Raw genomic sequence first — 26,608 nt, forward strand, 5'->3', positions numbered from 1 at the left:
TTAGACGAGGCGCTCGGCCTGCATCTTCTTGATTTCGGCGATGGCGCGGGCGGGCGAGAGACCCTTGGGGCAGACGTTCGCGCAGTTCATGATGGTGTGGCAGCGATAGAGGCGGAAGGGATCTTCCAGCTCGTCAAGCCGTTCGCCGGTCATTTCGTCGCGGCTGTCGGCCAGCCAGCGGTAGGCCTGGAGCAGGATGGCCGGGCCAAGGAACTTGTCGGAGTTCCACCAGTAGCTCGGGCACGAGGTGCTGCAGCAGGCGCACAGGATGCACTCGTACAGACCGTCGAGCTTTTCGCGCTGTTCAGGGCTCTGCAGGCGCTCCTTGCCCGAAGGCGTGGGGCTGACGGTTTGCAGCCAGGGACGGATCGAGGCGTACTGCGCGTAGAAGTGGGTGAAATCGGGGACAAGGTCCTTGATCACTTCCATGTGCGGCAGCGGCGTGATGCGGATTTCGCCGTCGAGATCCTCGATCGCGGTGGTGCAGGCGAGGCCGTTGCGGCCGTTCATGTTCATCGCGCACGAACCGCAGATGCCTTCGCGGCAGGAGCGGCGGAAGGTGAGGGTGGGGTCCTGCTCACCCTTCATCTTGATCAGCGCATCGAGCACCATCGGGCCGCACTGTTCGAGGTCGATGTCGAACGTGTCGTAGCGCGGGTTTTCACCCGAATCCGGATCGTAACGATAGACCTTGAACTTGCGGACCTTGCCGTTGGTGGCTGCCGCGTGGTGGCGGGCCTTGCCGGTGATCCTGGAGTTCTTCGGAAGCGAGAAGGTCGCCATCGTTCTGTCCTGTCCTTCGCACGTGCTTTGCGGCTTGATGAGTCGTCCTTAGCGATTGCAGCGCCGGGGGCAAGAGGGTGGTTCCTGCCCAAAGGTTGAGGTGCGCCTCTTTGTCAGCCGTTCGCGTATGTGAAAGGGGTTTACGGGGTTTACACAGTCCAGTGAACCGCCCCGGCTTTCCCGGAGGCATTTTCAATTGAGTCATGCGACCATATCGAGGGTCTCGTTGGCCGCATAGTAGTTGGCTTCGGCTTCGGCGGGTGGGATGTGCCCGATGGGTCCGAACAGGCGGTGATTGTTGAACCAGTCCACCCAGCGCAGCGTTGCCATTTCCACGGCCGATGCGCTCGGCCATGAGCGCTGCCGCCAGATGACCTCGGCCTTATAGAGACCGTTGATGGTCTCGGCCAAGGCGTTGTCATAGCTGTCGCCGACGCTGCCCACAGACGGCACGAGGTTGGCTTCGGCCAGACGCTGCGTGTAGTTCATCGCCAGGTATTGAACGCCCCTGTCGCTGTGGTGGATCAAGCCATCATCTGGACTTGGCCTGCGGGCATGGATCGCCTGCTCCAGGGCATCCAGTACGAAGCCCGCCGTGGCGCTGGTGCTGACCTTCCAGCCCACAATCCGGCGGGCGAAGGCATCGATCACGAACGCGACATAGACGAACCCGGCCCAGGTATGGACGTAGGTGAAGTCGACCACCCACAGCGCATTGGGCCGGCTGACGCGGAACTCGCGGTTGACCTTGTCCAGCGGGCACGGTGCCTTGGGGTTGCTGATGGTCGTCACCGTCGTCTTGCCCCGGCGCACGCCTGCCAGGCCCATGGTGCGCATCAGCCGCTCGACGGTGCACTTGGCCACCTTGATCCCCTCGCGGCGCATCTGGTGCCAGACCTTGCGGGCACCATAGAGGCCAAAGCTGTTCTCGTGGACGCGCTTGATCGCCTCGCGCATCTCGTCATCGCGCCGGACACGGGCGGGGCGCCTGCCGGGATCGGCAAGGCGGGCGGCATATTCGTGGTAGGAGGAAGGGGCGATTGCCAGTTCCCGGCAGATCGGCTCGATACCCAATTCCTTCCGGTGAGCGTCGATGAACGACATCACCATTTGCCGTGGCGGTCGAGCTCCGCCTGCGCAAAATATGCCGAGGCTTTGCGAAGGATCTCGTTGGCCCGGCGCAGTTCCTTGACCTCGCGCTCCAGGGCCTTGACCCGATCACGATCACTGACAGCCTGCGCCGCTGGCCCTGCTCGTCGGCTCGCCTCCTCACGGCACCAGCGGCGCAGTGTCTCGGTCGTGCAGCCAACCTTCCCGGCGATCGACGTCATCGCCGCCCACTCCGACGGGTAATCTCCCCGGTGCTCCTCCACCATCCGCACCGCACGGTCGCGAAACTCAGGCGAGAACTTGTTCCTTGTAGCGCTCATCGTGGCTCCTTCTCACAGATAGGAGCCTCCGGGAAAGCCGGGGCGGTTCACAGAGAAACCCTGGCGGGACTTTTTGGGGGCGGAATTCGGGATTTTGTACCTGTTTTGTTCACATATGAGAAAAGTGAGCGCCCCTCCGTCAGCCTCTTTGCGGCTGCCACCACCCCATCTGCGCTTTGCGAAAACGGGGAGGACATGGCGTGGTGGTGGGTGGCTTGCATCAGCATGGCCGCACCATGCCATTTTACCTTCGTGTAGGACAGCGACGAATAAGGTGGTTCGTGCACTTGATCCCGTCGGCAATCTCTCTAGCCTGAAGCGACGCAATTCGTGGGGGACTTGTGCGAATACTTTCGAAGGCGATGGCAGTGCTGCTCCTGTCTGCCGGAAATCTGAGCGCGCAATCTGTCCCATCCAGTCAGGCAGACGGGAAGACCGGGGCGACCACACCTGCTGCCGTCACCGTTCAAGCACCTCTGTCGGCATCGGCCTATGCGCAATTGCCATTTGTCGAGGGTGCACGCCTTTCGCCCGACGGACTATGGATTGCGGGGCAGTTTGCCGTGAACGGCAGCCAGCGGATCGTGGTGATTTCGCCGTTCGATTCCAGTTCTCTCAATCAGGCCGGACTGCCCGACGATGTCGAGGTCAGTTCGATGCAGTGGGTCGGCAACGACAACCTGCTGATCCGGATCCGGGCGATCCGGCCATTCGATGGCGGGGACAGGGCATATATCTCGCGCGTCGTCTCGCTCAACCGCCAGACCGACAAGTACACAAAGCTGATGTGGGAACTCGGTGGGCAGAATGCCTCGGACGTCCTGTGGGTGCCCACCGACGGTTCGACCAGGATACTGTTGGGCGGGCAGAACTCGATCTACATGGGCGATGACTTCTGGCCGGCGGTCTATTCGGTCGATGTTACCAACGGCCGCCACACGACCGAAGCGAGCCCGCGGGCCGAAGTGCTGGACTGGATCGCCGATACGTCAGGCGTCGTGCGCGCCGCCATTTCCAATGACCGGGCAAAGGGCACGCGGACCCTGCTTTATCGCGGGAAAAAGGGAACCGCGTTCGATCGCAGGGATCGCCGCGCATTTGACGATCTCGAAGTGCCGGTGCTGATCCGTGCCAATGAGAACAAGATGCTTGTCCTGCGCCCGGGCACGGATGGCCGTGACGCGCTCGTCGAGATCGACGGCGACAGCGGCGCAGTCCTGCAGACGCTCTACCAGGCCGAGCCGGGCGTGGACATCGAGGGCGTGCGCTACGACGATTCGGGCAACGAGGTTCTGGGAGTCTATCTCGGCGGCAATGCGCCAGAACCGCTTCACTGGCTCGACCCTGCGCTCGACGAGTTGCAGAAGGCTTTCGAAAAAAGCCTGAAGGGTAGGCGCGCTCGGATCGTGTCCCTTTCTGCCAATCGTCAGCGCATGCTGGTGCGCGTGGACAAGCCCGACGAGGCGGGGCGGCTCTATTACTTCGATACTGCGGACGGGAATCTTCACCTTTTTGCCAATCTCAACAGCGCGACGAATGGCACCCGCGCGGGCAAGATGGAAAAAGTCCGCTACAAGGCGCGTGACGGGCTTGAGATCGAAGCGATCATGACCACTCCGCCGGGACGCGAGGCGAAGAACCTGCCCGTGGTAATCCTGCCGCATGGCGGACCCTGGGCACATGACACCATGGACTGGGACTACTGGGCCCAGTTCATCGCCAGCCGCGGATATCTTGTGATCCAGCCGAATTTCCGGGGGTCGACCGGCTATGGCGAAGCGTTCCTCAAGAAGGGCGAGGGTCAGCTTGGCCTTGCCATGCAGGACGACGTTAATGATGCGCTGGCCTGGGCCACGAAGCAGGGGCTCGCCGATGCAAGCCGCGCCTGCGTGGTGGGGGCGAGCTATGGCGGCTACGTGGCGATGTGGGGCGCGGCACGCGACCCCGACATGTGGAGGTGTTCGATCTCGATCGCAGGCGTTGCCAACTTGCGCCGTGAAGTGAACGACTTCGGAGACCTGCTCTTCGGCAAGCGTTACCGCGAGCAATGGCAGAAGATGACCCCGGATTTCCCCGCCGTATCACCGATGAACCATATCGATACGATCAAGGTGCCGATGCTGTTGATCCATGGCAAGAAGGACCTGACCGTGGATCACGCGCAATCGCAGAGCATGTTCAACAAGATGAAGGCGGCGGGCAAGAACGTCGAGTTCGTATCGCTGCCCAAGGCGGATCACTACTTCACCCGCGAGCCGGACCGGCTGGCGCTGCTGTCGGCCATCGAGGCGTTTCTGGCCAAGCATAATCCGGTGGATTGAATGGCCCCTCCGTCAGCGCTTCGCGCTGCCACCTCCCCATTTGCACTTTGTGAAAATGGGGAGGAGCATGTTGTGCCGTTTTCGTGGCTGCTCTGCTTGATCCTCCCTGTTTTTGCGGAGCACAAACGGGGAGGTGGCAATCGCGCCAGCGATTGACGGAGGGGCTCTTTGCCTAGGCAGAAGCAGGAGCGGAATGTTGCTCTGGCGCGCAAGTTGCGCTCGGGCATGTCTCTGCCGGAAGTGATGCTGTGGCAGAGGCTGCGTCAGTCTGATGAGGCGAAGTTTCGTCGGCAGCATCCGCTTGGGTGTTATGTGCTCGACCTCTATTGTGCTTCTGCCCGCTTGTGCATTGAGGTTGACGGAAACTCGCATGACATGGGCACGCGGCCGTTGCGTGATCTGGAGCGGGATGCCTGGCTGGCGGGGCAGGGCGTGCGGGTGGTGCGGGTTCCGGCGGCCGAGGTGCTGCAGGATGTTGACGGGATTGCCGAGGCGGTTTTGCGGCTTTGTCGTTGTTCTTGAAAATGGCCCCTCCGTCAGCGCTTCGCGCTGCCACCTCCCCATTTGCACTGCGTGAAAATGGGGAGGAGCACGGGGCAGGGGACTGTGTTGTGCCGTTTTCGTGGCTGTTCTGCTTGATCCTCCCTGTTTTTGCGGAGCACAAATGGGGAGGTGGCAATCGCGCCAGCGATTGACGGAGGGGCGTCAGCGGGTTTTTACCGCAGCGCCCCATTCCATCCACGCGGCCCATTTTGGCATGCCGTCCATGTATTGGTGACCGGGATGTTCCAGTTGGAATCCGGCTTGCAGGACGGGTGCGGTTACGGTGCGTGAAAGGTGGCAGCCGCCCATCAGGGGTTTCCAGACCGGCTCTATCCGCCGCTGCCACTTTGCGACATTCGCGTCAGGGCTGAGGCCATGCTCAAGGAAGAGGAGCGTGCCGCCGGGCTTGAGGATGCGGCGCAGTTCGGAAAGGACCTGTTGCGGATCGTCGACGGAACAGAGCGTGTAAGTGCAGACGGCGGTGTCGAAGCTCTCGTCCTCGAACGGGATGTCTTCGCCCACGCCTTCGCGGATGTCGGCCTGCCAGCCCTTTTTTGCAGCGGCCTCGCGGGCGTAATCGAGCAATTTGCCTGAAGGGTCGATCCCGGCAAACCCGGTGACGCGGGCGCTATCGTAGAACTGTTGGTTGAGGCCGCCGCCGCAGCCGATCTCGAACACGCGGCCCTGCGCGCGGGGCACGACACCGGCGCGCAGTTCCATGATCCCCGGCGATCCGCAAGCGCACTTTATCACGCGCGGCACTACATGCGCGTCCCATACCGCCTTCAGTCCCATCGTCTTCCCCCATTTTCTGAACGAAGATTGCCGATTTCAGTAAGGCGATGCAATCGTTGTAAGGGGCCGTTTCACTTGCGTGCGGGGCAGCCTTCCCGGGCGAGGCCCATGGCCCAGAGGATGCCCTGATCGAGCAGTTTCACGCTTTCGGGCTGGCTGTAGTTCTCGGGCCGGTGGCCGATGGCGGTGTAGAAGCTGCGGCCCTTTTCGAGGCAGCGGGTCCAGGCGATGGGATGATCGCCCATGGCAAGCTTGCGACCGAAGCCTTCGCCGGGCTTGTAGGTGCTTTCATCGAGCGTGGCGAGCACTCGGACGCCGGGGCCGCGTGGGCTGCGGTCGAAGGAGTACCATTCTTCGGTCATGCGCCAGTCTGCGGGGAGGCCCTGCGCGGCGGGGTGGGCCTTGTCCTCGACGACAACGCGGGCTTCCTGGAATTGCGGGGTCATCGGGTGGCCGATGAAGCGGGCGCCGATCAGGCTATCGGCGTACCAGTCCCAGAAAAACTGCGGATCGCCGCCAGACCCATGGATGCCGGCAAAGCCCCCGCCGCGCTCGATCCATCTGCGGAAGGCAGCCCGCTGCGGGATGGTCAGGGCATCGCCGCTGACGTTGTTCCAGACCACGGCCTTGAAGCGCGAGAGGTCGGCCGCGTTGAACACGCCGCCCTTGTCGGTGAAGACGATGCCCCAGCCGTGGCGCGCGGCGATCTGGCGCAGGGCGGTTTCGGCGGCGTTGACCGAGGGGCTGTCGCGGAAGCCGGTGATCTTGCCGAAGACGAGGACGGATTCGCGCGGCAGGTTGGCGGGGAGGGCGGGGCGGTCGTTGTCGTAAATGCGGCAGCGGGCGGCGACGTCGGCAGGCTTGAGCCTGACCTTGGCGAGACCTTTGTCGAGCTTTGCCACGAATGCCGGATCGCCCTTGCCGAGCATGGTCATGACCGAGCGCGGGGTGACGATGCGGTCAAAACCGGGGGGCAGGGCATTGCCGCCAAAGGGCTTCATCATTTTGTCCGCAAGACCGGGAGAAGCGGCTTCGACGACGGCGCGGGCGGCGGGAACGACGAGCACGTCGGCCAGCGGGGACTGGGTCGAGAGGAGCTGGCGGCCGAGCGGGCAATCCATCACACCAGCGGCCTGAGCGGCGCCGCTCCAAAGTGCCAGCGCGGCTGCAGCCGTCATCATGATTCTCTTTCCCATCCCGCGCTCCATTCTTCGTGTTTGCGCTACTTTGGCGAGGCTGACAGCGATGGTCAATCGCTCCCGCTGGCAGGCTCGCGCGAATGACGTATTGTCCCGCGCTTGTGAAAGTTCACGAAGGATGACTGATGGCCGGGGGACAAGTGGAAGCAGGGGAGAACAGGCTCGAGGCGGCGCTGCACGCGCGGCACGTGGCGATGATCGCGATTGGCGGAATCATCGGGGCGGGGCTGTTCGTCGGCTCGTCGACCTCGATCGCGCAGATCGGACCGGCAGTGGTGGTGAGCTACGGGCTCGCGGGACTTGTCATCCTCATGATCATGCGGATGTTGAGCGAGATGGCGATGCTCCATCCGGGGGCAGGATCGTTCACCGAGCATGTGCGGATCGGACTGGGGCCGCTGGCGGGGTTCGTCGCGGGGTGGCTCTACTGGTACTTCTGGGTGATCGTGGTTGCCATTGAAGCCATTGCCGGAGCGGTGATCCTGGCGCTGTGGCTGCCTTTCGAGGTGTGGCAGATCGGCTGCGTGCTGCTGGCGCTGATGACGGTGGTGAATCTGTTCTCGGCGCGGTCTTATGGCGAGTTCGAGTTCTGGCTTTCGACCGCGAAAGTGGCGGCGATCCTTGGGTTCATCGTGATTGCGGGACTTTGGGCGTTTGGCGTGACCTCGCCTGCGGGGAATACTTTTGCCAACCTGACCGCGCACGGCGGCTTTGCGCCAAAGGGCTGGGGCGCGGTGATCGGTGGGGTGACCAGCGTGATCTTCGCGCTGTGCGGAGCGGAGATCGCGACGGTGGCGGCGGCGGAATCGCACGCGCCGGCCAAGGTGATCGCGCGGATGACCGGCTCGGTCGCGCTGCGCATCCTGCTGTTTTACGTGGTTTCGTTGACGCTGATCGTGGCGGTGCAGCCTTGGAATACGGTGGTGCCAGGGCAGAGTCCGTTTGCCAGCTCGCTGGCGCTGATGGGCATTCCCGGGGCTGCGACGATCATGAACGCGGTGGTGCTGGTGGCGGTGCTGTCGTGCCTCAATTCGGGGCTCTACGTCACATCACGCGCGCTGTTTGGCCTTGCGCGGCATGGCGATGCTCCGCAGGCGCTGATCCGGCTGAACAGGCGCAAGGTGCCGGCGCGGGCGACGATCATTGCCAGCCTGTTCGGCTATGGCGCGATGGCGGCCTCGGTGCTTTCGCCCGAGGGGGTGTTCAGCTTTCTGGTAAGTGCTTCGGGCGCGCTGATGCTGGTGATCTACCTGATGGTCTGCCTCGCGCAGGTGCGGATGCGCAAGATTACCGAGGCGACGGCGCCCGAGACTCTGCACCTGAGGATGTGGCTTTTCCCGTGGCTGTCCTACGCGACGATTGGCGCGATCGGGGTGGTGCTGGTGGCGATGGCGCTGGTGCCCGAGTTGCGCCCGCAGTTTCTCGCCAGCGCGGTGACGGTGGGGATTGCCGCTGCCGCTTGGTTCCTCTTCCGCCGACAAAGGACCTGACAGCGATGAAAACAGCCCGCCTGCTTGCCCTCGCTCTTGCCGCATTGCCGCTTCCTGCCTTTGCCGAGCAGGCCGACCTGCTGTTGGTGAACGGCAAGGTGCTGACGGTCGACAAGGACTTTTCGGTCCGCTCGGCAGTGGTGGTGAAGGACGGGAAGATCGCGGCGGTGGGCGGGCCCGAGCTTGCCAGAACATGGACCGCGCCGCGCACGATCGACCTCAAGGGGCGCACGCTGATGCCCGGGTTTATCGATGCGCACCTTCACCTTATCAGCGTTTCGCCGCGTTCGGTGGAGCCTGCCAAGGCGCGCTCGATTGTCGAGATCGGCGCGATGGTGGCGGCCAAGGCCAAGGCTCTGGGGGCTGGTGAGTGGGTTATCGGTTCGGGCTGGGACGAGGCCTTGCTGGCCGAGAAGCGCAATCCTACAAGGGCCGATCTTGATGCCATGGCGCCCGACAATCCGGTCGTGCTTGTCCGCGCGGGCGCACACAGCGCGGTGGCCAATTCGCTGGCGCTGAAGCTTGCGGGGATCGACCGCAATACGCCCGACCCGGACGGTGGCCTGATCGAGCGCGGACCGGATGGGGAGCCCAGCGGTATCGTGCGCGAGCGCACGGACCTGATCCTCAAGCTTGTTCCGCCGAGCACTCCGGCGCAGATGCGGCCGAGCTATGTGAAGTCGCTCAAGGACCTGCTGGCGCTGGGTATCACCAGCTTCATGGAGGCGTGGACGACCATCGACGACGAGCCGGTCGAGCAGGGTGGCGTTCCCGGCGGCGGTGGCAATGGCGTGCGCGCGCATACCTTCAAGCAATTGCGGGCGATCTATGCCGATGAGGGCGAAAACCTGCCGCGCGCGACGCTCTACATCATGTATCCCGGTGCCGAGCGGCTGAAGAAGTTTCCCTATCACACGGGGTATGGCGATGACCGGTTGAAGCTCGGCCCGATTGGCGAGAGCGCCTACGATGGTGGTTTCACCGGCCCGACCGCGCGCACGTCGCAGGACTACAAGGGCCAGCCGGGTTTTCGCGGTACGACGTTCATGAGCGAAAGCGCGCTGCACGAGATGGTGGCGACGTCGGCCTCGCTCGGCTGGCAGCTGGGCATCCATGCCATCGGGGACGAGGCGATCAACACCGTCGCCTCGGCCTATCACGACGTGCTGGCGACGCGGCCGAAGAGCGATCACCGTTGGTTCCTTTCGCACTTCACCATGCTGCCGGCCGAGCAGACGATGAAGACCATGGCGGCGGATGGCGTGTGGACCACGGCGCAACCCAATTTCACCTACAATCTTGAAGGCCGCTATCTTCAGGTGCTCGACGGGGAGCGGCTGGACCGGATCAATCCGGTGGCAACGCCGATCTCCTATGGCGTGAACGTTGTGATGAGCAGCGACAACCTGCCGATTGGCCCGATGGTAGGGCTCTATGCTGCCGTGACGCGCAAGGGGCTGACCGGGCACCAGTTTGCGATGAAGGAAGCGATCACGCGCGAGGAGGCGATCCGGCTCTATACCGCCAAGGCTGCGGCGCTGGCGTGGGATGAGGGCAAGAAGGGCAGCATCGAGCCGGGCAAGTTTGCCGACATGATCGTGCTGGACAGTGATCCGCTGAGTGTTCCTGCGGAACAGTTGCTGACGACGAAAGTGGACATGACGTTCGTGGGGGGCAAGCTGGTCTGGAACCGGGCTGGGGAGTAGTTCGATTTCAAGCGCCGCGCCTGAATGCCCACCCCCAACCCCTCCCGCCTGCGGGAAGGGAGTAAGTAGTCGGCAACCTCCCGCAGGCGGGAGGGGAGCACAATTTGTTGAGCCGACAGCTCTATAGAAGAAAAGGCCCCGCCGTTGCTGGCGGGGCCTTTCTGTTTGTAGCCTTGCGGTGCCTCAGGCGCCGAAGGTGCGCTGCCACCAGCCGCGGCGTGGCGAGGATGCTTCGCCTTCCTCGGCACTTGCGGATGCTTCTTCGGCGACCGGTGCTTCGGCGGTGACCGCTTCGGCAGGGGCGGCGTCGGAGGCGACGGCGTCGGCCTTCTTGCGGCGGGTGCGCTTGGGCTTTTCGGCCGGAGCTTCGGTTGCTGCTTCTGCTTCAGGAGCAGGTGCCTCGGCAGCGGGTGCCTCTGCTTCTGCTTCGGGAGCCGCTTCGACCTTCTTCTTGCGGGTGCGCTTGGGCTTTTCCGCGACTGGGGCAGGAGCCTCTTCGGCTACTGCTTCGACAGCGGGAGCTTCTGCGGCGGGAGAGGCTTCCTCGGTTGCGGGTACTTCGGCGGCAGGTTCGGCCTTCTTGCGACGGGTGCGCTTGGGCTTTTCTGCGACCGGAGCTTCCTCAGGCGCGGGAGCGGCTTCAGCTTCCACCGGAGCGGGCGCTTCGGCGGCCACGGGTTCTGCCGCAGCATCATCGCCATCGCTGTCCTCGAAGCCGCCTTCGGCCTGATCCGAGCCCGCTTCGCCGTTCTCACGGCCACCGCGCCTGCGACGACCACGACGGCGACGCTTGCGCGGACCACGGTCCGTACCGTCGTCGTTCTCGTCGGTGCGGGCAGCCCCGTTACCTTCGGCTGCACTGCCTTCAGCCTCGTTGCCTTCGCCGTCAGCTTCACCGTCGGCGGCTTCGGCTTCATTGCCTTCGCCTTCGCTGATCTCGCTGCCGTCCTCGTTGCGATCGCGGTTGCGGCCCCGACGGCGCTTGCGGCGCTTGCGACGGCCATCGCTGCCGCGCTCTTCGGATTCACGCTGTCCGGAACGTTCGCCACCTTCATCGGCATCGCGATTGCGGCCGCGACGGGGCTGTTCCTCGACTTCTTCTTCTTCGTCGAAGTCCTCCTCGACGATATCGTCCTCTTCAGGCTCGATGATCGGTTCGAAGCGGGGGACGAATTCAGGCTTGGGCCCGCGCGAGGCGACGCGCATCTTCGCGCCTTCGTTCTCGCCTTCGGGGATCACTTCGACAGTGACGCCGTAGCGCTCCTCGATCTCGGCCAGATCGCCGCGCTTGGCGTTCAGGACGTAGATCGCGGCTTCCTGCGACGCATAGAGCGTGACGACGTTGCCCTTGCCCTTGGCGGCTTCGTCTTCGATCAGGCGCAGCGCGGACAGGCCAGCCGACGAGGCGGTGCGGACGAGGCCGGTGCCATCGCAGTGCGGACAGCCGCGCGTGGTGGCTTCGAGCACGCCGGTGCGCAGACGCTGGCGGCTCATTTCCATCAGGCCGAAGCCCGAGATGCGACCGACCTGGATGCGGGCGCGGTCGTTCTTGAGCGCGTCCTTCATCGCCTTTTCGACCTTACGGACGTTCGATCCGTATTCCATGTCGATGAAGTCGATGACCACGAGGCCCGCCATGTCGCGCAGGCGGAGCTGGCGGGCGATTTCGCGGGCGGCTTCAAGGTTGGTGGCGACCGCCGTCTGCTCGATGCCGTGTTCCTTGGTGGAACGGCCCGAGTTGATGTCGATCGAGACCAGCGCCTCGGTCGGGTTGATGACGAGGTAGCCGCCGCTCTTCAGCTGGACGACCGGATCGTACATCGCGGTGAGCTGGTCTTCGGCGCCATAGCGCTGGAACAGCGGCACCGGATCGACATAGGCCTTCACGCGCTTGGCGTGGCTCGGCATCAGGAGCTTCATGAAGTCCTTTGCGGCGCGGTAGCCGTGCTCGCCCTCGACGACGACTTCCTCGATCTCGCGATTGTAGATGTCGCGGATCGCGCGCTTGATCAGATCGGAGTCCGAGTGGATCAGCGCGGGCGCGACAGACTTCATCGTGCGTTCGCGGATCTCGTCCCACAGGCGGGCGAGGTAATCGAAGTCGCGCTTGATTTCCGGCTTGGTGCGCTGGAGACCCGCCGTGCGGACGATGCAGGACATCGAGCGCGGCAGTTCCATCTCGGTGATGATCGTCTTCAACCGCTTGCGGTCAGCCGAGGAGCTGATCTTGCGGCTGATGCCGCCGCCATGGCTGCTGTTCGGCATGAGCACGCAGTAGCGGCCGGCGAGGCTGAGGTAGGTGGTGAGGGCGGCGCCCTTGTTACCACGCTCTTCCTTCACGACCTGGACGAGCAGCACCTGGCGGCGCTGGATCACGTCCTGGATCTTGTAGCGGCGGCGCAGCGCCATGCGCTTGGCGCGCAGTTCGTCGGCTTCCTTGCCCTGCGAACGGCCACCCTGACGGCGACGGCCCTGATTGCGGCCGCGACGGCGGTTGTTGTCGCCCTCTTCGCCTTCCTCTTCCGAGGTTTCGGTGGACTCGTCGCCTTCTTCGCCTTCGTGATCGAAGCCGTTTTCGACGACGCCGCCTTCGATGGTGGCGACCTGATCCTTTTCGGACGTGTCGACTTCGGTCACGCCCTCATCGGAGTCGTAGCCTTCGTTATCGCCGTAGTCTTCGTCGTCACCATCCTCGGCGGCGCGCAGAGCGGCCTCTTCCTCGGCGTGAGCGGCTTCTTCCGCCAGCAGGGCCTCGCGGTCCTCCTTGGGGATCTGGTAGTAATCGGGATGGATTTCGCTGAAGGCGAGGAACCCGTGACGGTTGCCGCCGAAATCGACGAACGCCGCCTGAAGCGAGGGTTCTACACGTGTTACCTTGGCGAGGTAGATATTGCCCTTGATCTGCTTATGATCGGCAGATTCAAAGTCGAATTCTTCAATCCGATTGCCCTTCAGCACCGCCACCCGGGTTTCTTCCTGGTGGCGCGCATCGATTAGCATGCGCGTGGTCATTACAAATTCTCCAGCCGCGCCGCCGCTGGGTTTCCACTTGGGTCAACCATGCGTTTCTGGCGCGGATCGTTTGGGATGCACGAAGGCCCTGCGCACGGATTGCTCCGTTGCGGTGGCCATTCGCGAATGCGGGTTTGCCGGATCGGAGCGTTGCGGCGCGCAGCATATCGGCTGCCTTGCCCTGTCGCTCGCCGCCCGGCGGCGGTTGGTTTGCGTCTGCTGTGAGGACAACTCGCGGCGAAATGCGCGTGCCGCCAACCGTCCAAGCCGCGACCGCCCCGGTGGGGCAGACAGGCAGGAACGAAACGCGGCTCATCATCACGGCATCAACCTTGTGGCATGGAGAGGGGGCGTTCGAGCCTGTTTCTCTCCACGTAGGCGGGATCTTCGCCAGCGGCCTGTCCCTCGCCCACCGCGGCGCAAATGTGCGCTTTCCGGCGGTTTCGACGTGGATGTGCCGGTGCTGGCTCGCCCCGGTAGATGGTTGCTAGCACTGCAATTGCAAAGCGGCAATTAAAACAATGTCGGGAAAGGCGCGTTAACCATACCTGCGTTTTCGGTCTGGACCGCCGGGGGTGGGGCGGGGCATAGGTCGTGGCAGATGGAGAGCCGGGGCGTAATCATAGCGGTGTTTGCAGCGCCAGTGCTGGCTGCTGCGGCGATGTGGGCGGCGTTCTCGACTGGCGTCGCGTCGATCGAACCACGCTATGTAATCCGGCTGACGATGCCCGAGAGTGACGGGCGCATCGGCTTGCCCAAGGTCGAAGGGCCGCCCGATGCGGGGCGTCCGCTGGTGGTGATCGATGCGGGGCATGGCGGGCACGATCCCGGGGCAAGCGGCGCCGCGGGGGAGCGGGAGAAGGACCTGACGCTCCTGCTGGCGCAGAGTTTGCGCGATGCCTTGCTGGCCGAGGGGCGGGTTCGCGTGGCGATGACGCGCGATACGGACCGGTTCCTGGTGCTGGAAGAACGCGCTGATATCGCGCACCGGCTGGGCGCGGACCTGTTCGTTTCCGTTCATGCCGATGCGGCGCAGAGCGAGACGGCACAAGGGGCTACGGTTTATACACTGTCGGACAAGGCGTCGGACGCGGTGGCAGGCGCGCTGGCGGCGCGGGAGAACAAGGCGGATACCGTCAACGGAGTGAAGCTCGACGGGCAGGGGGCAGCGGTTTCATCGATCCTGGTCGATCTGGCGCGGCGCGAGATGCGCGAGCGGTCGGTGCGGTTCGGCGAACTGGTGGTGCGCGAGGGCCAACAGGCGCTGCGTTTTCACGAGACACCGCGCAGGGAGGCGGCGTTCGTGGTGCTCAAATCGCTCGACCTGCCTTCGGCACTGATCGAGGCGGGCTATATCAGCAATGCCGAGGATGCGCGGGCTATGCGTGATCCGGCGTGGCGGCGGGTGTTTGCAGCGTCTGTGGCGCGGGCGATCGAGATATTCCTGGCCGAGGCACAGGTCCCTGCGGCGGCGGAGAATGCGGCGCTTCGGTGAGTGGAGAAGGTTCGCTCTGGCTTGCCACGGCGCGGGCGTGCTAGAGGCGCTGCAACATGGCTGAAGAGACGTCCCAGCAATCCCGGTTCAAGCTCATCCGCGACGAAGGTCGTGCTCGGTGGCGGACCGCGTCCTCATGGTATCGCGCGAAGTGGGGCGAGAGCCGCCGGTTCCGGGTTTTGAACTACATTGTCGGGGCGTTGCTCGTCGGCTGGTTCGTGCTGTGGGTAACCGTTATCCGCACGATGCCTTCGGCGGACATGCTGCTGACCTATCAGCCGCCTCTGCCGACGATGGTGCGCGGCAACGATGGCGAGATCGTATCGAGCTATGCCCGCGAGCGCCGCGTGCAGTTGCGCTTTGTCGATTTTCCCGAACCGCTGATCAACGCGTTTCTTTCGGCCGAAGACAAGACGTTCTGGACGCATGGCGGGATCGATTATCTCGGTTTTGCGGGGGCCGTGGTCGATTATGCGAGGAAGGCTGGCTCGGACGAGCGGGCCAAGGGTGGTTCGACCATCACGCAGCAGGTGGCGAAGAATATCCTGCTGGGTGACGAGTATTCGATCACGCGCAAGCTCAAGGAAATGGTGCTGGCGCGCAGGATCGAGGGCGTGCTGGACAAGCAGCAAATCCTTGAGCTGTACCTCAACGAAATTCCGCTGGGACGGCAGAGCTTTGGCGTGCAGGCGGCATCGCGTGCCTATTTCGACAAGGACGTGGGCGATCTGCAGCTGCATGAGGCAGCGTTCCTCGCGATCCTGCCCAAGGCGCCCGAACGCTATGGCCGCGCCAAGTACGAGGGTATGGCGATTGCCCGGCGCAACTGGGTACTCGACCAGATGGTCAAGAACGGCTGGGCAACGCCGCAGGCCGCCGCTGCCGCAAAGGCTATGCCACTGGGACTCAAGCCGCGCCGGGCGGAGAACTACACGGCGGATGCGGGGTATTTCCTCGAGGAAGTGCGCCGCCAGCTGATCGAGAAGTTTGGCGAGAAGGCCGAGGACGGACCGCACAGCGTCTATGCAGGCGGGCTGTGGGTGCGCACCTCGCTCGACACGCAGTTGCAGACGGCTTCGCAGAACGCGCTGCGGGCGGCGCTTTTGCGCTATTCGGGCGGACGCGCTTGGCACGGGCCAATCGCGCGGGTCGATGTGGATGGCGACCGGTGGCAGACCGAGCTGATCACCAGCAACATATCGATCAATTACCAGAACTGGCGCATCGGCGTGCTGCTTTCGCGCAGCGGATCGAGCGGGCAGGTGGGCTTTGCCGATGGCAAGACCGCGAGCCTGATCGGGCTGCCCGACAAGATTCGTCCCGGCGACATCACGGCGGTCGCACCGGTCAACGGCTCGACTTACGCTGTACGCACGGTGCCCGAGGTTTCGGGCGGCATGGTGGTGGAAGACCCGCAGAACGGACGCGTGCTGGCGATGCAGGGCGGATTCGATGCGCGGCTGGGTTCGTTCAACCGTGCGACGCAGGCCAACCGCCAGCCGGGTTCGACGATCAAGCCGTTCGTATATGCAACCGGCCTCGACAATGGAATGACGCCGGCCTCGATGGTCGTCGACGGGCCGTTCTGCGTGTATCAGGGCGCGGCGCTGGGCGAGAAGTGCTTCCGCAATTTCAACAACGAAGGCGGTGCGGGCAGCCACACGATGCGCTGGGGTCTTGAGCAATCGCGCAACCTGATGACGGTGCGAATTGCCAACGATACTGGCATGGACAAGGTCGTCCGTACGATCAAGAACGTGGGGATCGGTGAGTACGAGCCGTACCTGTCGATGGCGCTGGGCGCAGGCGATACGACCGTGATGAAGATGGTCAACGCCTATGCGGCACTGGCCAATCAGGGCCGCCAGCACAGTCCGAGCCTGATCGACTACGTGCAGGACCGTAACGGCAAGGTGATCTGGCGCTCGGACAACCGGCGCTGCGATGGCTGCTCGATGCCGCAGTGGGACGGCAAGCCGATGCCGCGCCTGAAGGCAACGGGCAAGCAGGTTATGGACGCGCGCACGGCCTATCAGGTGGTGCATATGCTCGAAGGCGTGGTGGTGCGGGGCACGGCGGTGACGCTGCGCGACCTGAACCTGCCGCTGTTCGGCAAGACGGGCACGACCTCCGGGCCGACCAATGTGTGGTTCGTCGGCGGATCGCCCGATATCATCGCGGGGGTCTATATCGGGTATGACCAGCCGCGCAGCCTTGGCGGCTATGCACAGGGCGGACGGATCGCCGCGCCGGTGTTCAAGCAACTGGTGCAGGAAACGCGCTCGCGCTGGAAGGACATTCCCTTTGCCGCGCCAGAAGGCGTGCGCATGGTCAAGATCGACCGTGTTTCGGGCAAGCGCGTGTTCGGCGGAACGCCAGAGGACGACGTGGCCAAGGCATCGGTCATCTGGGAAGCGTTCAAGCCCGACACCGAGCCGCGGCGCACGGCGCGCGAGGGCGAGGTGAGCGCCAAGCAGGCGGTCATTGACGCACTGCGCAGGGCACGTGCAGCGCGCGGCATTCCGGCAGGGCGCGAGGAAGATGCGCCGGTCGAGCAGGACTTCCTCGAGGAGCAGGGCGGGATCTACTGATCCTGCCTATTCCGGCCTGCCCTCAAAGGCATTGGCGGGACGGTTCGGTGTCTGTTAGCGTCTTTTCCATGAAGCTTCGCAACCTTGCCGCTGCCGCTGCAGCCTTCGCCCTGACCCTTTCCACGCCGGCGCTCGCAGAGCTGAAGAATGGTGCACGTGCTCCCGACTTTTCCGCCAAGGGCGCGCTGGCGGGCAAGCCGTTTTCGTTCAGTCTGAAGGAGGCGCTGAAGAAGGGGCCGGTGGTCCTGTACTTCTATCCCAAGGCCTTCACGCAAGGCTGCACGCTGGAAGCCCACGCCTTTGCCGAAGCCAGCGACGACTTCAAGGCGGCTGGTGCGATTGTGATCGGCATGTCCAACGACAAGATCGAGACGCTGCAGAAGTTCTCGACCGAAGCTTGCCGCGACAAGTTTGCCGTGGCCGCCGCGACGCCGCAGGTGATCAAGTCCTATGACGTTGCGCTCAAGGCCATTGGGATTCCGACCGGGCTGACCAAGCGCACCAGCTATGTCATCGGGCGCGATGGCAAGATCGTCATGGTGCACTCCGAAATGGACTATCGCGACCATGTGAAGCTGACGCTCGCTGCCGTGCGCAAGCTTGCTGGAGCACGCTGAACGCAAAAGCAAGACACGCTTGGGCTTTACATGCCTGCCCGCTTCGCTAAGCGGCGCAGTTCGTTTTGCGTTTGACCGGAGTTGTTTCCATGCGTGCCGAGGGGCAGGCCCATATCGACCGCATCAATGCCGCGCTGGCACTTGTGCGAAAGTTCCTCGACTGGGACCGCGCCGTGCGCCGTCTGGACGAGCTGAACGCGCGCGTCGAGGACCCCAAGCTGTGGGATGATCCCAAGAAGGCCGAAGAGGTGATGCGCGAGCGCCGTCGCCTTGAAGCCTCGATCGGGACCGTGAACGAAATCGGGCAGGAAATGGCCGATGCGATCGAGTTCATCGAGCTTGGCGAAATGGAAGACGACGAGGCCACGGTAAACGAGGGCCTTGCCACGCTTGCCGCGCTGGCTGACCGTGCCGACAACGACAAGGTCCAGGCGCTGCTCGCTGGTGAAGCGGACGCGAACAACTGCTTCCTTGAAGTGCACGCAGGTGCTGGTGGCACCGAAAGCCAGGACTGGGCGGAAATGCTCCAGCGCATGTACACGCGCTGGGCCGAGCGGCATGGCTACAAGGTTGATCTGGTCGACTATCACGCGGGCGAAGCCGCCGGGATCAAGAGCGCGACGCTGCTGATCAAGGGCGAGAACGCCTATGGCTATGCCAAGACCGAGAGCGGCGTGCATCGTCTGGTGCGCATAAGCCCTTATGACAGCTCGGCGCGCCGTCACACTTCGTTCAGCTCGGTCTGGGTCTATCCCGAGATCGACGACAACATCGAGGTCGAGATCAATCCGGCCGACCTGAAGATCGATACCTATCGCGCGTCGGGTGCGGGTGGCCAGCACGTCAACACCACCGATTCGGCGGTGCGCATCACCCACGTGCCCACCGGGATCATCGTGGCGAGCCAGAACGACCGCAGCCAGCACAAGAACCGCGCAACCGCGATGGGCATGTTGAAGGCGCGCATCTACGAGGCGGAACTGGCCAAGCGCGAAGCGGCGGCGAGCGGGGAGTATCAGGCCAAGACCGAGATCGGCTGGGGCCATCAGATCCGCTCCTATGTGCTGCAGCCCTACCAGCAGGTGAAGGACCTGCGCACCGGCGTAGTCTCGACCAATCCCACCGAAGTGCTCGATGGCGCGCTCGATCCGTTCATGGCTGCGGCGCTGTCGCAGAAGGTGACGGGCGAAAAGGTTGCGGTGGAGGACGACGACTGATGGGCCGGGCTTCGGCCCATGCCAAGGTTGCCGTGGCCGTTCTGGCCCTTTTCGGCGTTGCTGCTTGCCAGCCAAAGGTTGAAGACAAGCGCGCCGAAACCGCGCGTGCTTTTCCGCTGGCCGACCGTCCGGTTTCGAAAGTCGTCAGCAGCCAGTTCTCGACCGAAGCCGACCGCGACCGCCAGGGCGAGGCGAACATGGTCATGGATCTTGCCGGGGTGAAGCCGGGCATGAGCGTGGCCGACATCGGCGCGGGCGAAGGCTACTACACGGTGCGCCTTGCCGAGCGGGTGGGGCCAGGCGGGCGCGTTCTGGCGCAGGATATCGATGGCGATGCGCTTCGGAGATTGGGCTCGCGCGTCGAGAAGGATCGGCTGGACAACGTCTCGATCAAGCCGGGGGCAGAGGACGACCCGAGGCTGCCCGAGCGCAGCTTTGACCGCATCTTCATGGTCCATATGTATCACGAGGTGACCGAGCCATATGCCTTTCTGTGGCGGGTGTGGCCGGCGCTCAAGCCTGGAGGTCGGGTAGTGGTGGTCGACGTCGACCGCTGGACCGACAAGCATGGCATTCCTCCGGCGCTGCTGATCTGCGAACTGGAGGCGGTGGGCTTTCGCTTGGATGAATTTCACCGTAAACCGGAAATTGCCGGATATTACGCCCAGTTTACGGCCGCAGAGACGCGGCCCGAGCCGGGCAGTATCAGGCCATGCCGCCTCAAAGCGGCCAAGGGTGCGAGCGCGACAAGCGCGTTGAAAGGAAATTGATGTCTGCGTTCAAGGGGTTGAAGCCGATTCTCTATGGTGGCCGTGAAGTCTGGCCACTGGTCGAGGGCGGCAAGGGTGTGGCGGCAACGAACCACATGAGTTCGGGTGCCTGGGCCGCAGCCGGCGGTATCGGGACGGTCAGCGCGGTCAATGCCGACAGCTACGACGCCGAAGGCAAGATCATTCCACAGATTTATGATGCGCTGACCCGCAAGGAGCGGCACGAGCAACTGATCCAGTACGCCATCGATGGCGCTGTCGAACAGGTGAAGCGCGCCTACGACATCTCGGGCGGCAAGGGCGCGATCAACATCAACGTGCTGTGGGAAATGGGCGGGGCGCAAGCCGTGCTCGAAGGCGTGCTGGAAAAGACGCGCGGACTGGTGACGGGCGTGACCTGCGGCGCGGGGATGCCGTACAAGCTTTCCGAGATCGCGGCGCGGTTCAACGTGAACTACCTGCCTATCGTTTCTTCAGGCCGCGCCTTCCGGGCGCTTTGGAAGCGCGCCTATCACAAGGTTTCGCACCTGCTGGCAGCAGTGGTCTATGAAGACCCGTGGCTGGCGGGCGGGCACAATGGCTTGTCGAACGCGGAAGATCCCAAGAAGCCTGAAGATCCCTATCCCCGCGTCAAGGCGCTGCGCGACGTGATGCGCGCCGAGGGCGTTTCGGATGACGTGCCGATCGTGATGGCGGGCGGCGTGTGGTTCCTGCGCGAGTGGAACGACTGGATCGACAATCCCGAGCTGGGCGCAATCGCCTTCCAGTTCGGAACGCGGCCGCTGCTGACCGAGGAAAGCCCGATCCCGCAGGGGTGGAAGGACCACCTGCGTACCCTCGAGCCGGGTGACGTGCTGCTGCACCGGTTTTCGCCGACGGGGTTCTATTCCTCGGCAGTGCGCAATCCGTTCCTGCGCGCGCTCGAGGCGCGTTCGGAGCGGCAGATTCCGTATTCGCGCGTGGCGGCGGGCGAGCATACCGCGCAACTCGATGTCGGCGTGCGCGGCAAGAACTTCTGGGTTACGCCCAACGATCTGGCGCGTGCCCGCGAATGGTATGGTGCCGGGTTTGTTCATGCGCTGCGCACGCCTGACGACACGATGGTGTTCGTGACGCCGCAGGAGCGCGAGGAGATCCAGCAGGACCAGAAGGACTGCATGGGCTGCCTGTCGCACTGCGGGTTTTCGTCGTGGAAGGACCATGACGACTATACCACGGGGCGCCTCGCCGATCCGCGCAGCTTCTGCATCCAGAAGACGCTGCAGGACATCGCGCATGGCGGCGACATCGACAAGAACCTGATGTTTGCAGGCCACGCGGCGTACCGCTTCAAGCAGGACCCGTTCTATTCCAACAACTTCACGCCCACGGTGAAGCAACTGGTCGACCGTATCCTTACGGGCGACTGACGGCTGCGACAGCCTCGGAAGCTTCGGCGGGGGCGCGGACGCGCTCCTCGCCGGGCTTGCGGAAGTGCTGGTCGAGCATTCGTTCGAGAACGAGCATGCGCACGGCGAGCGCCGCATCTTCGGATGACAGTGCGGCGCCAGCCGTTGCCAGCGTATCGAAGCGAGCGCGGGCCTGACGGAAGGTCTCTCCCGGACGCATCACGCTCACCACGCGCTGGCGCAGGCCAAGGGTCGTGGCGATGAGCTCGAGCGCTTCGGCTTCGGTGCATTCTCCGGATGCTGCACGCTCCTGCAGGCTGCAGAAGTAGCTGGAGCAGACGTCGGGGCGCCATTGTTCGTAGATGGTGCAGGCTTTGCCATCGAGGTAATGGCATGGCAGAGCAAAGCCGACACCGCCAGTGGCAGGCTGGCATGTCGAAAATCCGGCAGCGGCGGCGGCTGGCACTTCTTCCGCTTCGAGGCGCGCATCGTCGTAAACGGTGCCGTTGCAGCACATGCCGCAGGCAAGACACAACCTGCTTGCCAGGGAAATAGCGCTGTCTGTTGATGCCATTGCGGCAGGATAGAAAAATTGGGACTATCAGGCCATATGTTGAAGGTTAGTTCATAAGGCTTTCGAATGTTACTGTAGCCTTATTAAACTATGGTTGGTTTTGTTTCAGGGGTGCCAACAATGTCACTCTTTGTCGTGACGGCGCTCCATCAAGCGGTCGTGATCGGACAGCCGGAATTCCGAATCGAGGAAGCGTTCGAGCGCGAACATCCGCATCGCGAAGGCGGCGTCGGCAGGATCGAGTTTCCCGCCTTGGGCAGCAACGGCTTCAAGGTGCTGGCGCGCCTTTGGCCGCGCCACGTCTTCGGGCAACTGGGCGACCATCGCGTCGCGCAAATCCTGGGCTCTGGCGATTAGGGCGAGGGCTGCGTCCTCGGTGATCTCGCCCGAACCTGCGCGTGCCTGAACGCGGCAGAAGTAGTCTCCGCAGACCGATGGCCGCCAATCGAGGTAGCGCGTGCAGGCACGGCCATTGAGGTAATGGCACGGGAGCGTGTAGGCGGGGGAGCCGTCTTCGGTGCGGATCGCGGTGAAACCGAGTTCCGTTGCGCGGGCAACCTCGTCCTCGCGGGCAACGGCGTGGGGATAGACCGTGCCGTCACAGCACAGGCCACAAGCGAGGCAGAGGCGGCTTGCGAGGGGGATCTCGGTATTGGCGGGTTCGGTCATAGCGGCACGATACAACACCTGACGGCGTTGGCCACGGCCCAGTTGCCGCCAATTGCGGGTTTCAGGAAGGCAGGTGGCTTGCGCCCTTTCCTCTGAACTCGCTGTCGAGCAGTCGCTCCATGACGAACATGCGGACGACGAACTTCGCGTCCTGCGGGCCGAGGTTGCTGCGGTCGGCGGCGAGCTTGCGGAAGTGTTCGCGTGCTTCGACCATCGGCATTCCGGGCGGCAGGAGCGAAGCGACTTCTTCGCGCAGGCCACGCGCCTGCTTCACGATGGCGAACGCCTGCTGCTCGGTCAGTTCTTCGGACTTTACGCGGGATTGAACGTGGCAGAAGTAGTCACCACAGATCGACGGCCGCCAGCTTTCGTAACGCGTGCAGGCTTTTCCTTCGAGGCAGTGGCAGGGGAACGCGAAAGCCGCTTTCCCGGCTTCTGTGCGGAAAGTGGACAGACCTATCGCGGCAGTTTCCTCGATTTCCGTGTCCTGGATGAGGGCGTGGCCGTAGAGCGTGCCGTCGCAGCACAGGCTGCACTCAAGGCAAAGTCTGCTTGCAAGGGATAGGGTATCGTCGCTGCACGCCATGCCGGAAGATTACCTTGTGGCGGCGCAGCATTCCATTTGACGGAAGTGAGTGATCCAACGAAATTGCGTTAGCGCTTTGCACGACTTCCGATGGTTCAAAGACTTCCATGCGTTACAAACTTGTGCCTGTTTCCGAGGTGCTACGCGAGAACATGGCTTTGCCGGGGTTTCGGAAGTAGCGATCGAGCAGGAGATCGAAAGCGGTCAATCGCAGAAGGAATGCCGTGTGCGCTGCAGCGAGGGCTGGGTCCGCGGCGATCTTCTGGCGACGCTCGCGTGCCTGGTTGAGCGTCTCGCCGTCGAGCAGGTACGGCTTGATCTGCTCACGCGCTCGAAGCATCTCGGATACGCGTCGGAAGGCTTCGGTGCTTTCGACTTCGCCCTTGCGCAGGGCCTTGAGCGTCTTGCAGCGGAAGGTGCGGCACGTGCCGGGACGCCGCTCGTAGACCTGGCAGCGCTGTTCGATCGAGTGCGGGCAGGGCTGGTAGAAGATCGCGTCGTCCGTGCGCGATTCCAGCGTGAAGAGATCGCCAAGCCTTGCTTCTTCGTCCTTGGTGATCTCGACAAACGAGAACATTGTGCCGTCACAGCAGGCGGCACAGTCGGTGCACAGGTCCTGCTCAAGCAGGGGAGGATCGGCTTCGGCCATGCTGGTCATGGCTGGAGCTTATGGACCAACATGCTGCAGCGCAAGGTGCGCCCGTCAGAGGGCGCACCTTGGCCGCGTTCGGTTCAGTCGAATTCCCAGGCGCGTTCGCCGTGACTGGTGATGTCGAGGCCTTCGCGTTCCTCGTCCTCGGTCACGCGCATCGGGATGACCATTGATACCATCAACGCACAGACGACAGTGGCAAAGGCGCTCCACAGTGCAACGATGCCGACGCCCGCGACTTGCGCGACGATCTGGCGAGCCAGGTTCATGCCGTCGGCAAAGCCGGTGCCGCCGAAGGAAGGCGCGATGAAGATGGCAAGCAGGACCGAGCCGAGCATGCCGCCGACGCCGTGGACGGCGAAGACGTCGAGCGAATCGTCGATCTCGAGGCGCTGCTTGACCAGCTGGATCATCGGATAGCACACGACCGCCGCGAGAGCGCCGAACACCATGGCCGATCCAGGCGCGATGAAGCCTGCAGCCGGGGTGACGGTGGCGAGGCCAGCGACAGCGCCGGTGGCAAAGCCGACCGAAGTGGGCTTGCCGACGCTCATCTTTTCGATGCCGAGCCATACCAGCGCGGCAACGCAAGCAGCGATATGGGTGTTGATGATGGCCGAAGCGGCATCATCGTTGGCCGCAAGGGCGGAGCCGCCATTGAAGCCGAACCAGCCCACCCAGAGCAGCGCGGCACCGGCCATGGTCAACGCCGGGCTGTGCGGCAGCATGAGGGTCTTGGGAAAGCCTGAGCGCTTACCAAGCAGCATGGCAACGACAAGCGCCGAGATGCCGGCAGTGGTGTGGACGACGATGCCGCCGGCAAAGTCGAGCGTGCCAAAGCGAGTGGCAAGCCAGCCGCCGCCCCAGATCCAGTGCGCGACCGGGGCATAGACGAGCAGCCCCCACAGTGCCGAGAAGGCGACAACCCAGCCGAAGCGGGCGCGATCGATCCACGCGCCGACCATGAGCGCAGGCGTGATCAGGGCAAAGCACATCTGGAACAGGGCAAATGCGCTTTCGGGGATGGCGGTGTTGGCGCGAACGTTGCCGAGATTGAGCAGCATCCATGCGTTGCCACTGCCGAGCCAGCCGCCAGAGACATCACCGAAGGCGAGGGTGTAGCCGACCATGACCCACAGGACCGAAGCGATGGCGGCAATCGCGCCGACCTGCACCAGCACAGCAAGAAAGCCCTTGGCGCGCACAAGGCCGCCATAGAACAGGGTCAAACCCGGCATGGCCATCATCAGCACGAAGGCGGAAGATACCAGAATCCAGGCCGTGTCGCCTGAATTGGCCGCGTCCTCGACGCTGACCGCACTTTGGGCATGGGCCAATGCCGGCAGCAACATTGCCCCGGCGGCGAGCGCAGTCGCCACAATCTTTCGCATGTACAGCTCTCCCCCTCGCACGGGGCAACCCGTGCCAGTTACTCTCCGGGGGCGGCCTTAAAGCAACAATGCGGCAGCGCACAAGCGTAGGCGCAAACGTTTGTTGTGCGAAATGCGACGAACGGGTTTGGAATCTGACCGCCGCAAGGGCTTCAGACGAGACCCTCAAGCACCTGATCGGGCGGGCGGTGGCCGTCCGCCCAGAAGCGGATATTTGCGATGACCTTGTCGCCCGAAGCCTGCCGACCTTCAAATGTGGCACTGCCCATGTGCGGCAGGATCGCAACGTTGTGGTGCGCGAGCAGGCGGGCATCGACCTGTGGTTCGTGTTCGAAAACATCGAGGCCTGCGCCGCCGATGCGTCCTTCGACGAGCGCCTGGATCAGTGCCTCTTCCTCGACCAGCGTGCCGCGCGCGGTGTTCACCAGATAGGCCTCGGGCTTCATCAGCGCGATGCGCCGGGCATCGATCATGTGGTGCGTTTCAGGCGTGGCGGGGCAGTGCAGGGTGAGGATGTCGGCTTCGGCGACAAGGGTGTCGAGGTCGGGCTCAAAGCGGGCACCGAACATGGTTTCGAGCGCTTCGGGCAAGCGGTGGCGGCTGTGATAGACGACGTTGAGGCCGAAGGCGCGGGCGCGGTGGGCCACGGCCTGTCCGATGCGGCCCATGCCGATAATGGCCAGAGTCTTGCCGGCGATGCGGTGCCCGAGCATGGTCGAGGGGGCCCAGCCTTCCCATTTGCCCGCGCGCAACGTCCGTCCGCCATAGTTGAGGCGGCGTGCGACGGAGATGATCAGCGCGATGGTCATGTCGGCGGTATCGTCGGTGAACACGCCGGGGGTGTTGGTCACGATGATCTTGCGGGCGCGGGCGGCGGAGAGGTCGATGTGTTCGGTCCCGGCCCCGAAGTTTGCAATCAGGCCGAGTTGCGGGCCTGCTTCAGCGATCATCGCGGCGTCAATCCGGTCGGTCACCGTAGGAACGAGAACGTGTGCCGTCTGCATGGCCGCGACAAGCTGCTCGCGACTCATGGCGCGGTCGTCTGCGCTGAGCGTGACGTCGAACAATTCGCTCATGCGTGCTTCCGTCTCGGGCAGGAGACGGCGGGTGACGACGACGCGGGGAATGCCTTCGACGCGGCGGGTCGGGCGATAGTCGGCGGAACTGGGCATGGGGGAGAAGCTAGGCCTGCGGACCGCCACCGGTCAAGCGGTGCCAGGGTCCGGACGCAATCAGGGGTCATGATGGACGGTCGATAGTGGACAGGCGATAGTGGACAGGAGGCTATGCGGTGTTGCTCTTCGGCTACATTTTTGCGACGGCTGGCTTATGACCAAGAGTTACGCCCGGTTTCTTGCCGTCGTTAGTGCAATCCTCGT

At 63.8% G+C, this 26,608-nt stretch carries 21 protein-coding genes and 1 other annotated feature; of the genes, 10 read left to right on the top strand and 11 right to left on the bottom strand.

Going from position 1 to position 26,608, the window contains the following annotated elements; translation table 11 throughout:
- Positions 1-783, bottom strand: a complete 783-nt coding sequence (locus tag ACZ1JX_RS04165; RefSeq protein ID WP_465125533.1) for a succinate dehydrogenase iron-sulfur subunit — start codon at positions 781-783, stop codon at positions 1-3.
- Positions 784-984: 201 nt separating this feature from the next.
- Positions 985-2,213, bottom strand: a protein-coding gene (locus tag ACZ1JX_RS04170; protein ID WP_465123188.1) for an IS3 family transposase whose coding sequence is annotated in 2 segments (ribosomal slippage) — positions 985-1,925 and positions 1,925-2,213 — 1,230 coding nt in all. Because the reading frame shifts where the segments join, the coding sequence is not laid out codon by codon here.
- Positions 1,818-1,932: a sequence feature (AL1L pseudoknot), on the bottom strand. (Overlaps the previous gene by 115 nt.)
- 362 nt (positions 2,214-2,575) lie before the next feature.
- On the opposite strand from ACZ1JX_RS04170, the gene ACZ1JX_RS04175 reads away from it, so the two are divergent.
- Positions 2,576-4,534 carry an alpha/beta hydrolase family protein gene (locus tag ACZ1JX_RS04175; RefSeq protein WP_465125534.1) on the top strand — a complete coding sequence of 653 codons (1,959 nt, stop codon included), beginning with the start codon at positions 2,576-2,578 and terminating at the stop codon, positions 4,532-4,534.
- Positions 4,535-4,702: 168 nt separating this feature from the next.
- Positions 4,703-5,056 carry an endonuclease domain-containing protein gene (locus ACZ1JX_RS04180; protein ID WP_465125535.1) on the top strand — a complete coding sequence of 118 codons (354 nt, stop codon included), beginning with the start codon at positions 4,703-4,705 and terminating at the stop codon, positions 5,054-5,056.
- Positions 5,057-5,239: 183 nt separating this feature from the next.
- On the opposite strand, the gene ACZ1JX_RS04185 is transcribed toward ACZ1JX_RS04180, so the two are convergent.
- Positions 5,240-5,797, bottom strand: a complete 558-nt coding sequence (locus tag ACZ1JX_RS04185; RefSeq protein ID WP_465125536.1) for a class I SAM-dependent methyltransferase — start codon at positions 5,795-5,797, stop codon at positions 5,240-5,242.
- A gap of 146 nt (positions 5,798-5,943) precedes the next feature.
- Positions 5,944-7,053, bottom strand: a complete 1,110-nt coding sequence (locus tag ACZ1JX_RS04190; protein WP_465125537.1) for a ThuA domain-containing protein — start codon at positions 7,051-7,053, stop codon at positions 5,944-5,946.
- A 143-nt stretch (positions 7,054-7,196) separates the two neighbouring features.
- On the opposite strand from ACZ1JX_RS04190, the gene ACZ1JX_RS04195 reads away from it, so the two are divergent.
- Both ACZ1JX_RS04195 and ACZ1JX_RS04200 read left to right on the top strand, forming a co-directional pair.
- Positions 7,197-8,561 carry an amino acid permease gene (locus ACZ1JX_RS04195; protein ID WP_465125538.1) on the top strand — a complete coding sequence of 455 codons (1,365 nt, stop codon included), beginning with the start codon at positions 7,197-7,199 and terminating at the stop codon, positions 8,559-8,561.
- Positions 8,562-8,566: 5 nt separating this feature from the next.
- On the top strand, positions 8,567-10,267 hold the full coding sequence (locus tag ACZ1JX_RS04200; protein WP_465125539.1) for an amidohydrolase: 1,701 nt from the start codon (positions 8,567-8,569) through the stop codon (positions 10,265-10,267).
- Positions 10,268-10,450: 183 nt separating this feature from the next.
- Here the strand turns inward: ACZ1JX_RS04200 and ACZ1JX_RS04205 are convergent, their stop codons facing one another.
- A complete protein-coding gene (locus tag ACZ1JX_RS04205) occupies positions 10,451-13,279 on the bottom strand; it encodes an Rne/Rng family ribonuclease (protein ID WP_465125540.1) in 2,829 nt (942 codons plus the stop codon).
- Between the two features lie 601 nt (positions 13,280-13,880).
- On the opposite strand from ACZ1JX_RS04205, the gene ACZ1JX_RS04210 reads away from it, so the two are divergent.
- The 6 genes from ACZ1JX_RS04210 to ACZ1JX_RS04235 all read left to right on the top strand — a co-directional run bounded on the left by ACZ1JX_RS04210 (position 13,881) and on the right by ACZ1JX_RS04235 (position 21,378).
- Complete coding sequence (locus ACZ1JX_RS04210; RefSeq protein WP_465125541.1) at positions 13,881-14,774, top strand: N-acetylmuramoyl-L-alanine amidase family protein; 894 nt, start codon at positions 13,881-13,883, stop codon at positions 14,772-14,774.
- Between the two features lie 56 nt (positions 14,775-14,830).
- Positions 14,831-17,365, top strand: a complete 2,535-nt coding sequence (locus tag ACZ1JX_RS04215) for a penicillin-binding protein 1A (RefSeq protein WP_465125542.1) — start codon at positions 14,831-14,833, stop codon at positions 17,363-17,365.
- A gap of 68 nt (positions 17,366-17,433) precedes the next feature.
- The gene (locus ACZ1JX_RS04220; RefSeq protein ID WP_465125543.1) at positions 17,434-17,982 is read left to right on the top strand and encodes a peroxiredoxin; all 549 of its coding nucleotides are present in this window, start codon (positions 17,434-17,436) and stop codon (positions 17,980-17,982) included.
- A gap of 89 nt (positions 17,983-18,071) precedes the next feature.
- Positions 18,072-19,199: a peptide chain release factor 2 gene (prfB, locus tag ACZ1JX_RS04225; protein ID WP_144901370.1), complete on the top strand. Its 1,128-nt coding sequence runs from the start codon at positions 18,072-18,074 to the stop codon at positions 19,197-19,199.
- On the top strand, positions 19,199-19,969 hold the full coding sequence (locus tag ACZ1JX_RS04230) for a methyltransferase domain-containing protein (RefSeq protein ID WP_465125544.1): 771 nt from the start codon (positions 19,199-19,201) through the stop codon (positions 19,967-19,969). Before prfB ends, ACZ1JX_RS04230 begins: the two co-directional genes overlap by 1 nt.
- Positions 19,969-21,378 (top strand): NAD(P)H-dependent flavin oxidoreductase, encoded by a 1,410-nt coding sequence (locus tag ACZ1JX_RS04235; RefSeq protein WP_465125545.1) that lies wholly within the window; start codon positions 19,969-19,971, stop codon positions 21,376-21,378. The genes ACZ1JX_RS04230 and ACZ1JX_RS04235 overlap by 1 nt, the downstream gene beginning before the upstream one ends.
- Here ACZ1JX_RS04235 and ACZ1JX_RS04240 read toward each other — a convergent pair.
- The 6 genes from ACZ1JX_RS04240 to ACZ1JX_RS04265 all read right to left on the bottom strand — a co-directional run bounded on the left by ACZ1JX_RS04240 (position 21,365) and on the right by ACZ1JX_RS04265 (position 26,401).
- On the bottom strand, positions 21,365-21,931 hold the full coding sequence (locus tag ACZ1JX_RS04240) for a YkgJ family cysteine cluster protein (protein WP_465125546.1): 567 nt from the start codon (positions 21,929-21,931) through the stop codon (positions 21,365-21,367). The two genes, ACZ1JX_RS04235 and ACZ1JX_RS04240, sit on opposite strands and share 14 nt — an antisense overlap.
- A 123-nt stretch (positions 21,932-22,054) precedes the next feature.
- Positions 22,055-22,600, bottom strand: a complete 546-nt coding sequence (locus tag ACZ1JX_RS04245; protein ID WP_465125547.1) for a hypothetical protein — start codon at positions 22,598-22,600, stop codon at positions 22,055-22,057.
- A gap of 61 nt (positions 22,601-22,661) precedes the next feature.
- Positions 22,662-23,186, bottom strand: coding sequence for a hypothetical protein (locus tag ACZ1JX_RS04250; RefSeq protein WP_465125548.1), 525 nt, complete (start codon positions 23,184-23,186; stop codon positions 22,662-22,664).
- A gap of 112 nt (positions 23,187-23,298) precedes the next feature.
- Complete coding sequence (locus ACZ1JX_RS04255; RefSeq protein ID WP_465125549.1) at positions 23,299-23,844, bottom strand: YkgJ family cysteine cluster protein; 546 nt, start codon at positions 23,842-23,844, stop codon at positions 23,299-23,301.
- Between the two features lie 74 nt (positions 23,845-23,918).
- Positions 23,919-25,229 carry an ammonium transporter gene (locus ACZ1JX_RS04260; protein ID WP_465125550.1) on the bottom strand — a complete coding sequence of 437 codons (1,311 nt, stop codon included), beginning with the start codon at positions 25,227-25,229 and terminating at the stop codon, positions 23,919-23,921.
- Between the two features lie 152 nt (positions 25,230-25,381).
- Entirely contained in the window at positions 25,382-26,401 is a 1,020-nt protein-coding gene (locus ACZ1JX_RS04265) for a 2-hydroxyacid dehydrogenase (RefSeq protein WP_465125551.1), read from the bottom strand.
- Between the last annotated feature and the right edge of the window lie 207 nt (positions 26,402-26,608).

It is taken from the genome of Novosphingobium sp. BL-A-41-Hi4A-0G, from assembly GCF_055521735.1.

Coding starts and splice junctions, on each gene's coding strand:
- ACZ1JX_RS04165 (WP_465125533.1), bottom strand. CDS start 783: ATGGCGACCTTCTCGCTTCCGAAGAACTCCAGGATCACCGGCAAGGCC.
- ACZ1JX_RS04175 (WP_465125534.1), top strand. CDS start 2,576: ATGGCAGTGCTGCTCCTGTCTGCCGGAAATCTGAGCGCGCAATCTGTC.
- ACZ1JX_RS04185 (WP_465125536.1), bottom strand. CDS start 5,797: ATGGAACTGCGCGCCGGTGTCGTGCCCCGCGCGCAGGGCCGCGTGTTC.
- ACZ1JX_RS04190 (WP_465125537.1), bottom strand. CDS start 7,053: ATGATGACGGCTGCAGCCGCGCTGGCACTTTGGAGCGGCGCCGCTCAG.
- ACZ1JX_RS04195 (WP_465125538.1), top strand. CDS start 7,197: ATGGCCGGGGGACAAGTGGAAGCAGGGGAGAACAGGCTCGAGGCGGCG.
- ACZ1JX_RS04200 (WP_465125539.1), top strand. CDS start 8,567: ATGAAAACAGCCCGCCTGCTTGCCCTCGCTCTTGCCGCATTGCCGCTT.
- ACZ1JX_RS04205 (WP_465125540.1), bottom strand. CDS start 13,279: ATGACCACGCGCATGCTAATCGATGCGCGCCACCAGGAAGAAACCCGG.
- ACZ1JX_RS04210 (WP_465125541.1), top strand. CDS start 13,881: ATGGAGAGCCGGGGCGTAATCATAGCGGTGTTTGCAGCGCCAGTGCTG.
- ACZ1JX_RS04215 (WP_465125542.1), top strand. CDS start 14,831: ATGGCTGAAGAGACGTCCCAGCAATCCCGGTTCAAGCTCATCCGCGAC.
- ACZ1JX_RS04220 (WP_465125543.1), top strand. CDS start 17,434: ATGAAGCTTCGCAACCTTGCCGCTGCCGCTGCAGCCTTCGCCCTGACC.
- prfB (WP_144901370.1), top strand. CDS start 18,072: ATGCGTGCCGAGGGGCAGGCCCATATCGACCGCATCAATGCCGCGCTG.
- ACZ1JX_RS04230 (WP_465125544.1), top strand. CDS start 19,199: ATGGGCCGGGCTTCGGCCCATGCCAAGGTTGCCGTGGCCGTTCTGGCC.
- ACZ1JX_RS04235 (WP_465125545.1), top strand. CDS start 19,969: ATGTCTGCGTTCAAGGGGTTGAAGCCGATTCTCTATGGTGGCCGTGAA.
- ACZ1JX_RS04240 (WP_465125546.1), bottom strand. CDS start 21,931: ATGGCATCAACAGACAGCGCTATTTCCCTGGCAAGCAGGTTGTGTCTT.
- ACZ1JX_RS04245 (WP_465125547.1), bottom strand. CDS start 22,600: ATGACCGAACCCGCCAATACCGAGATCCCCCTCGCAAGCCGCCTCTGC.
- ACZ1JX_RS04250 (WP_465125548.1), bottom strand. CDS start 23,186: ATGGCGTGCAGCGACGATACCCTATCCCTTGCAAGCAGACTTTGCCTT.
- ACZ1JX_RS04255 (WP_465125549.1), bottom strand. CDS start 23,844: ATGACCAGCATGGCCGAAGCCGATCCTCCCCTGCTTGAGCAGGACCTG.
- ACZ1JX_RS04260 (WP_465125550.1), bottom strand. CDS start 25,229: ATGCGAAAGATTGTGGCGACTGCGCTCGCCGCCGGGGCAATGTTGCTG.
- ACZ1JX_RS04265 (WP_465125551.1), bottom strand. CDS start 26,401: ATGCCCAGTTCCGCCGACTATCGCCCGACCCGCCGCGTCGAAGGCATT.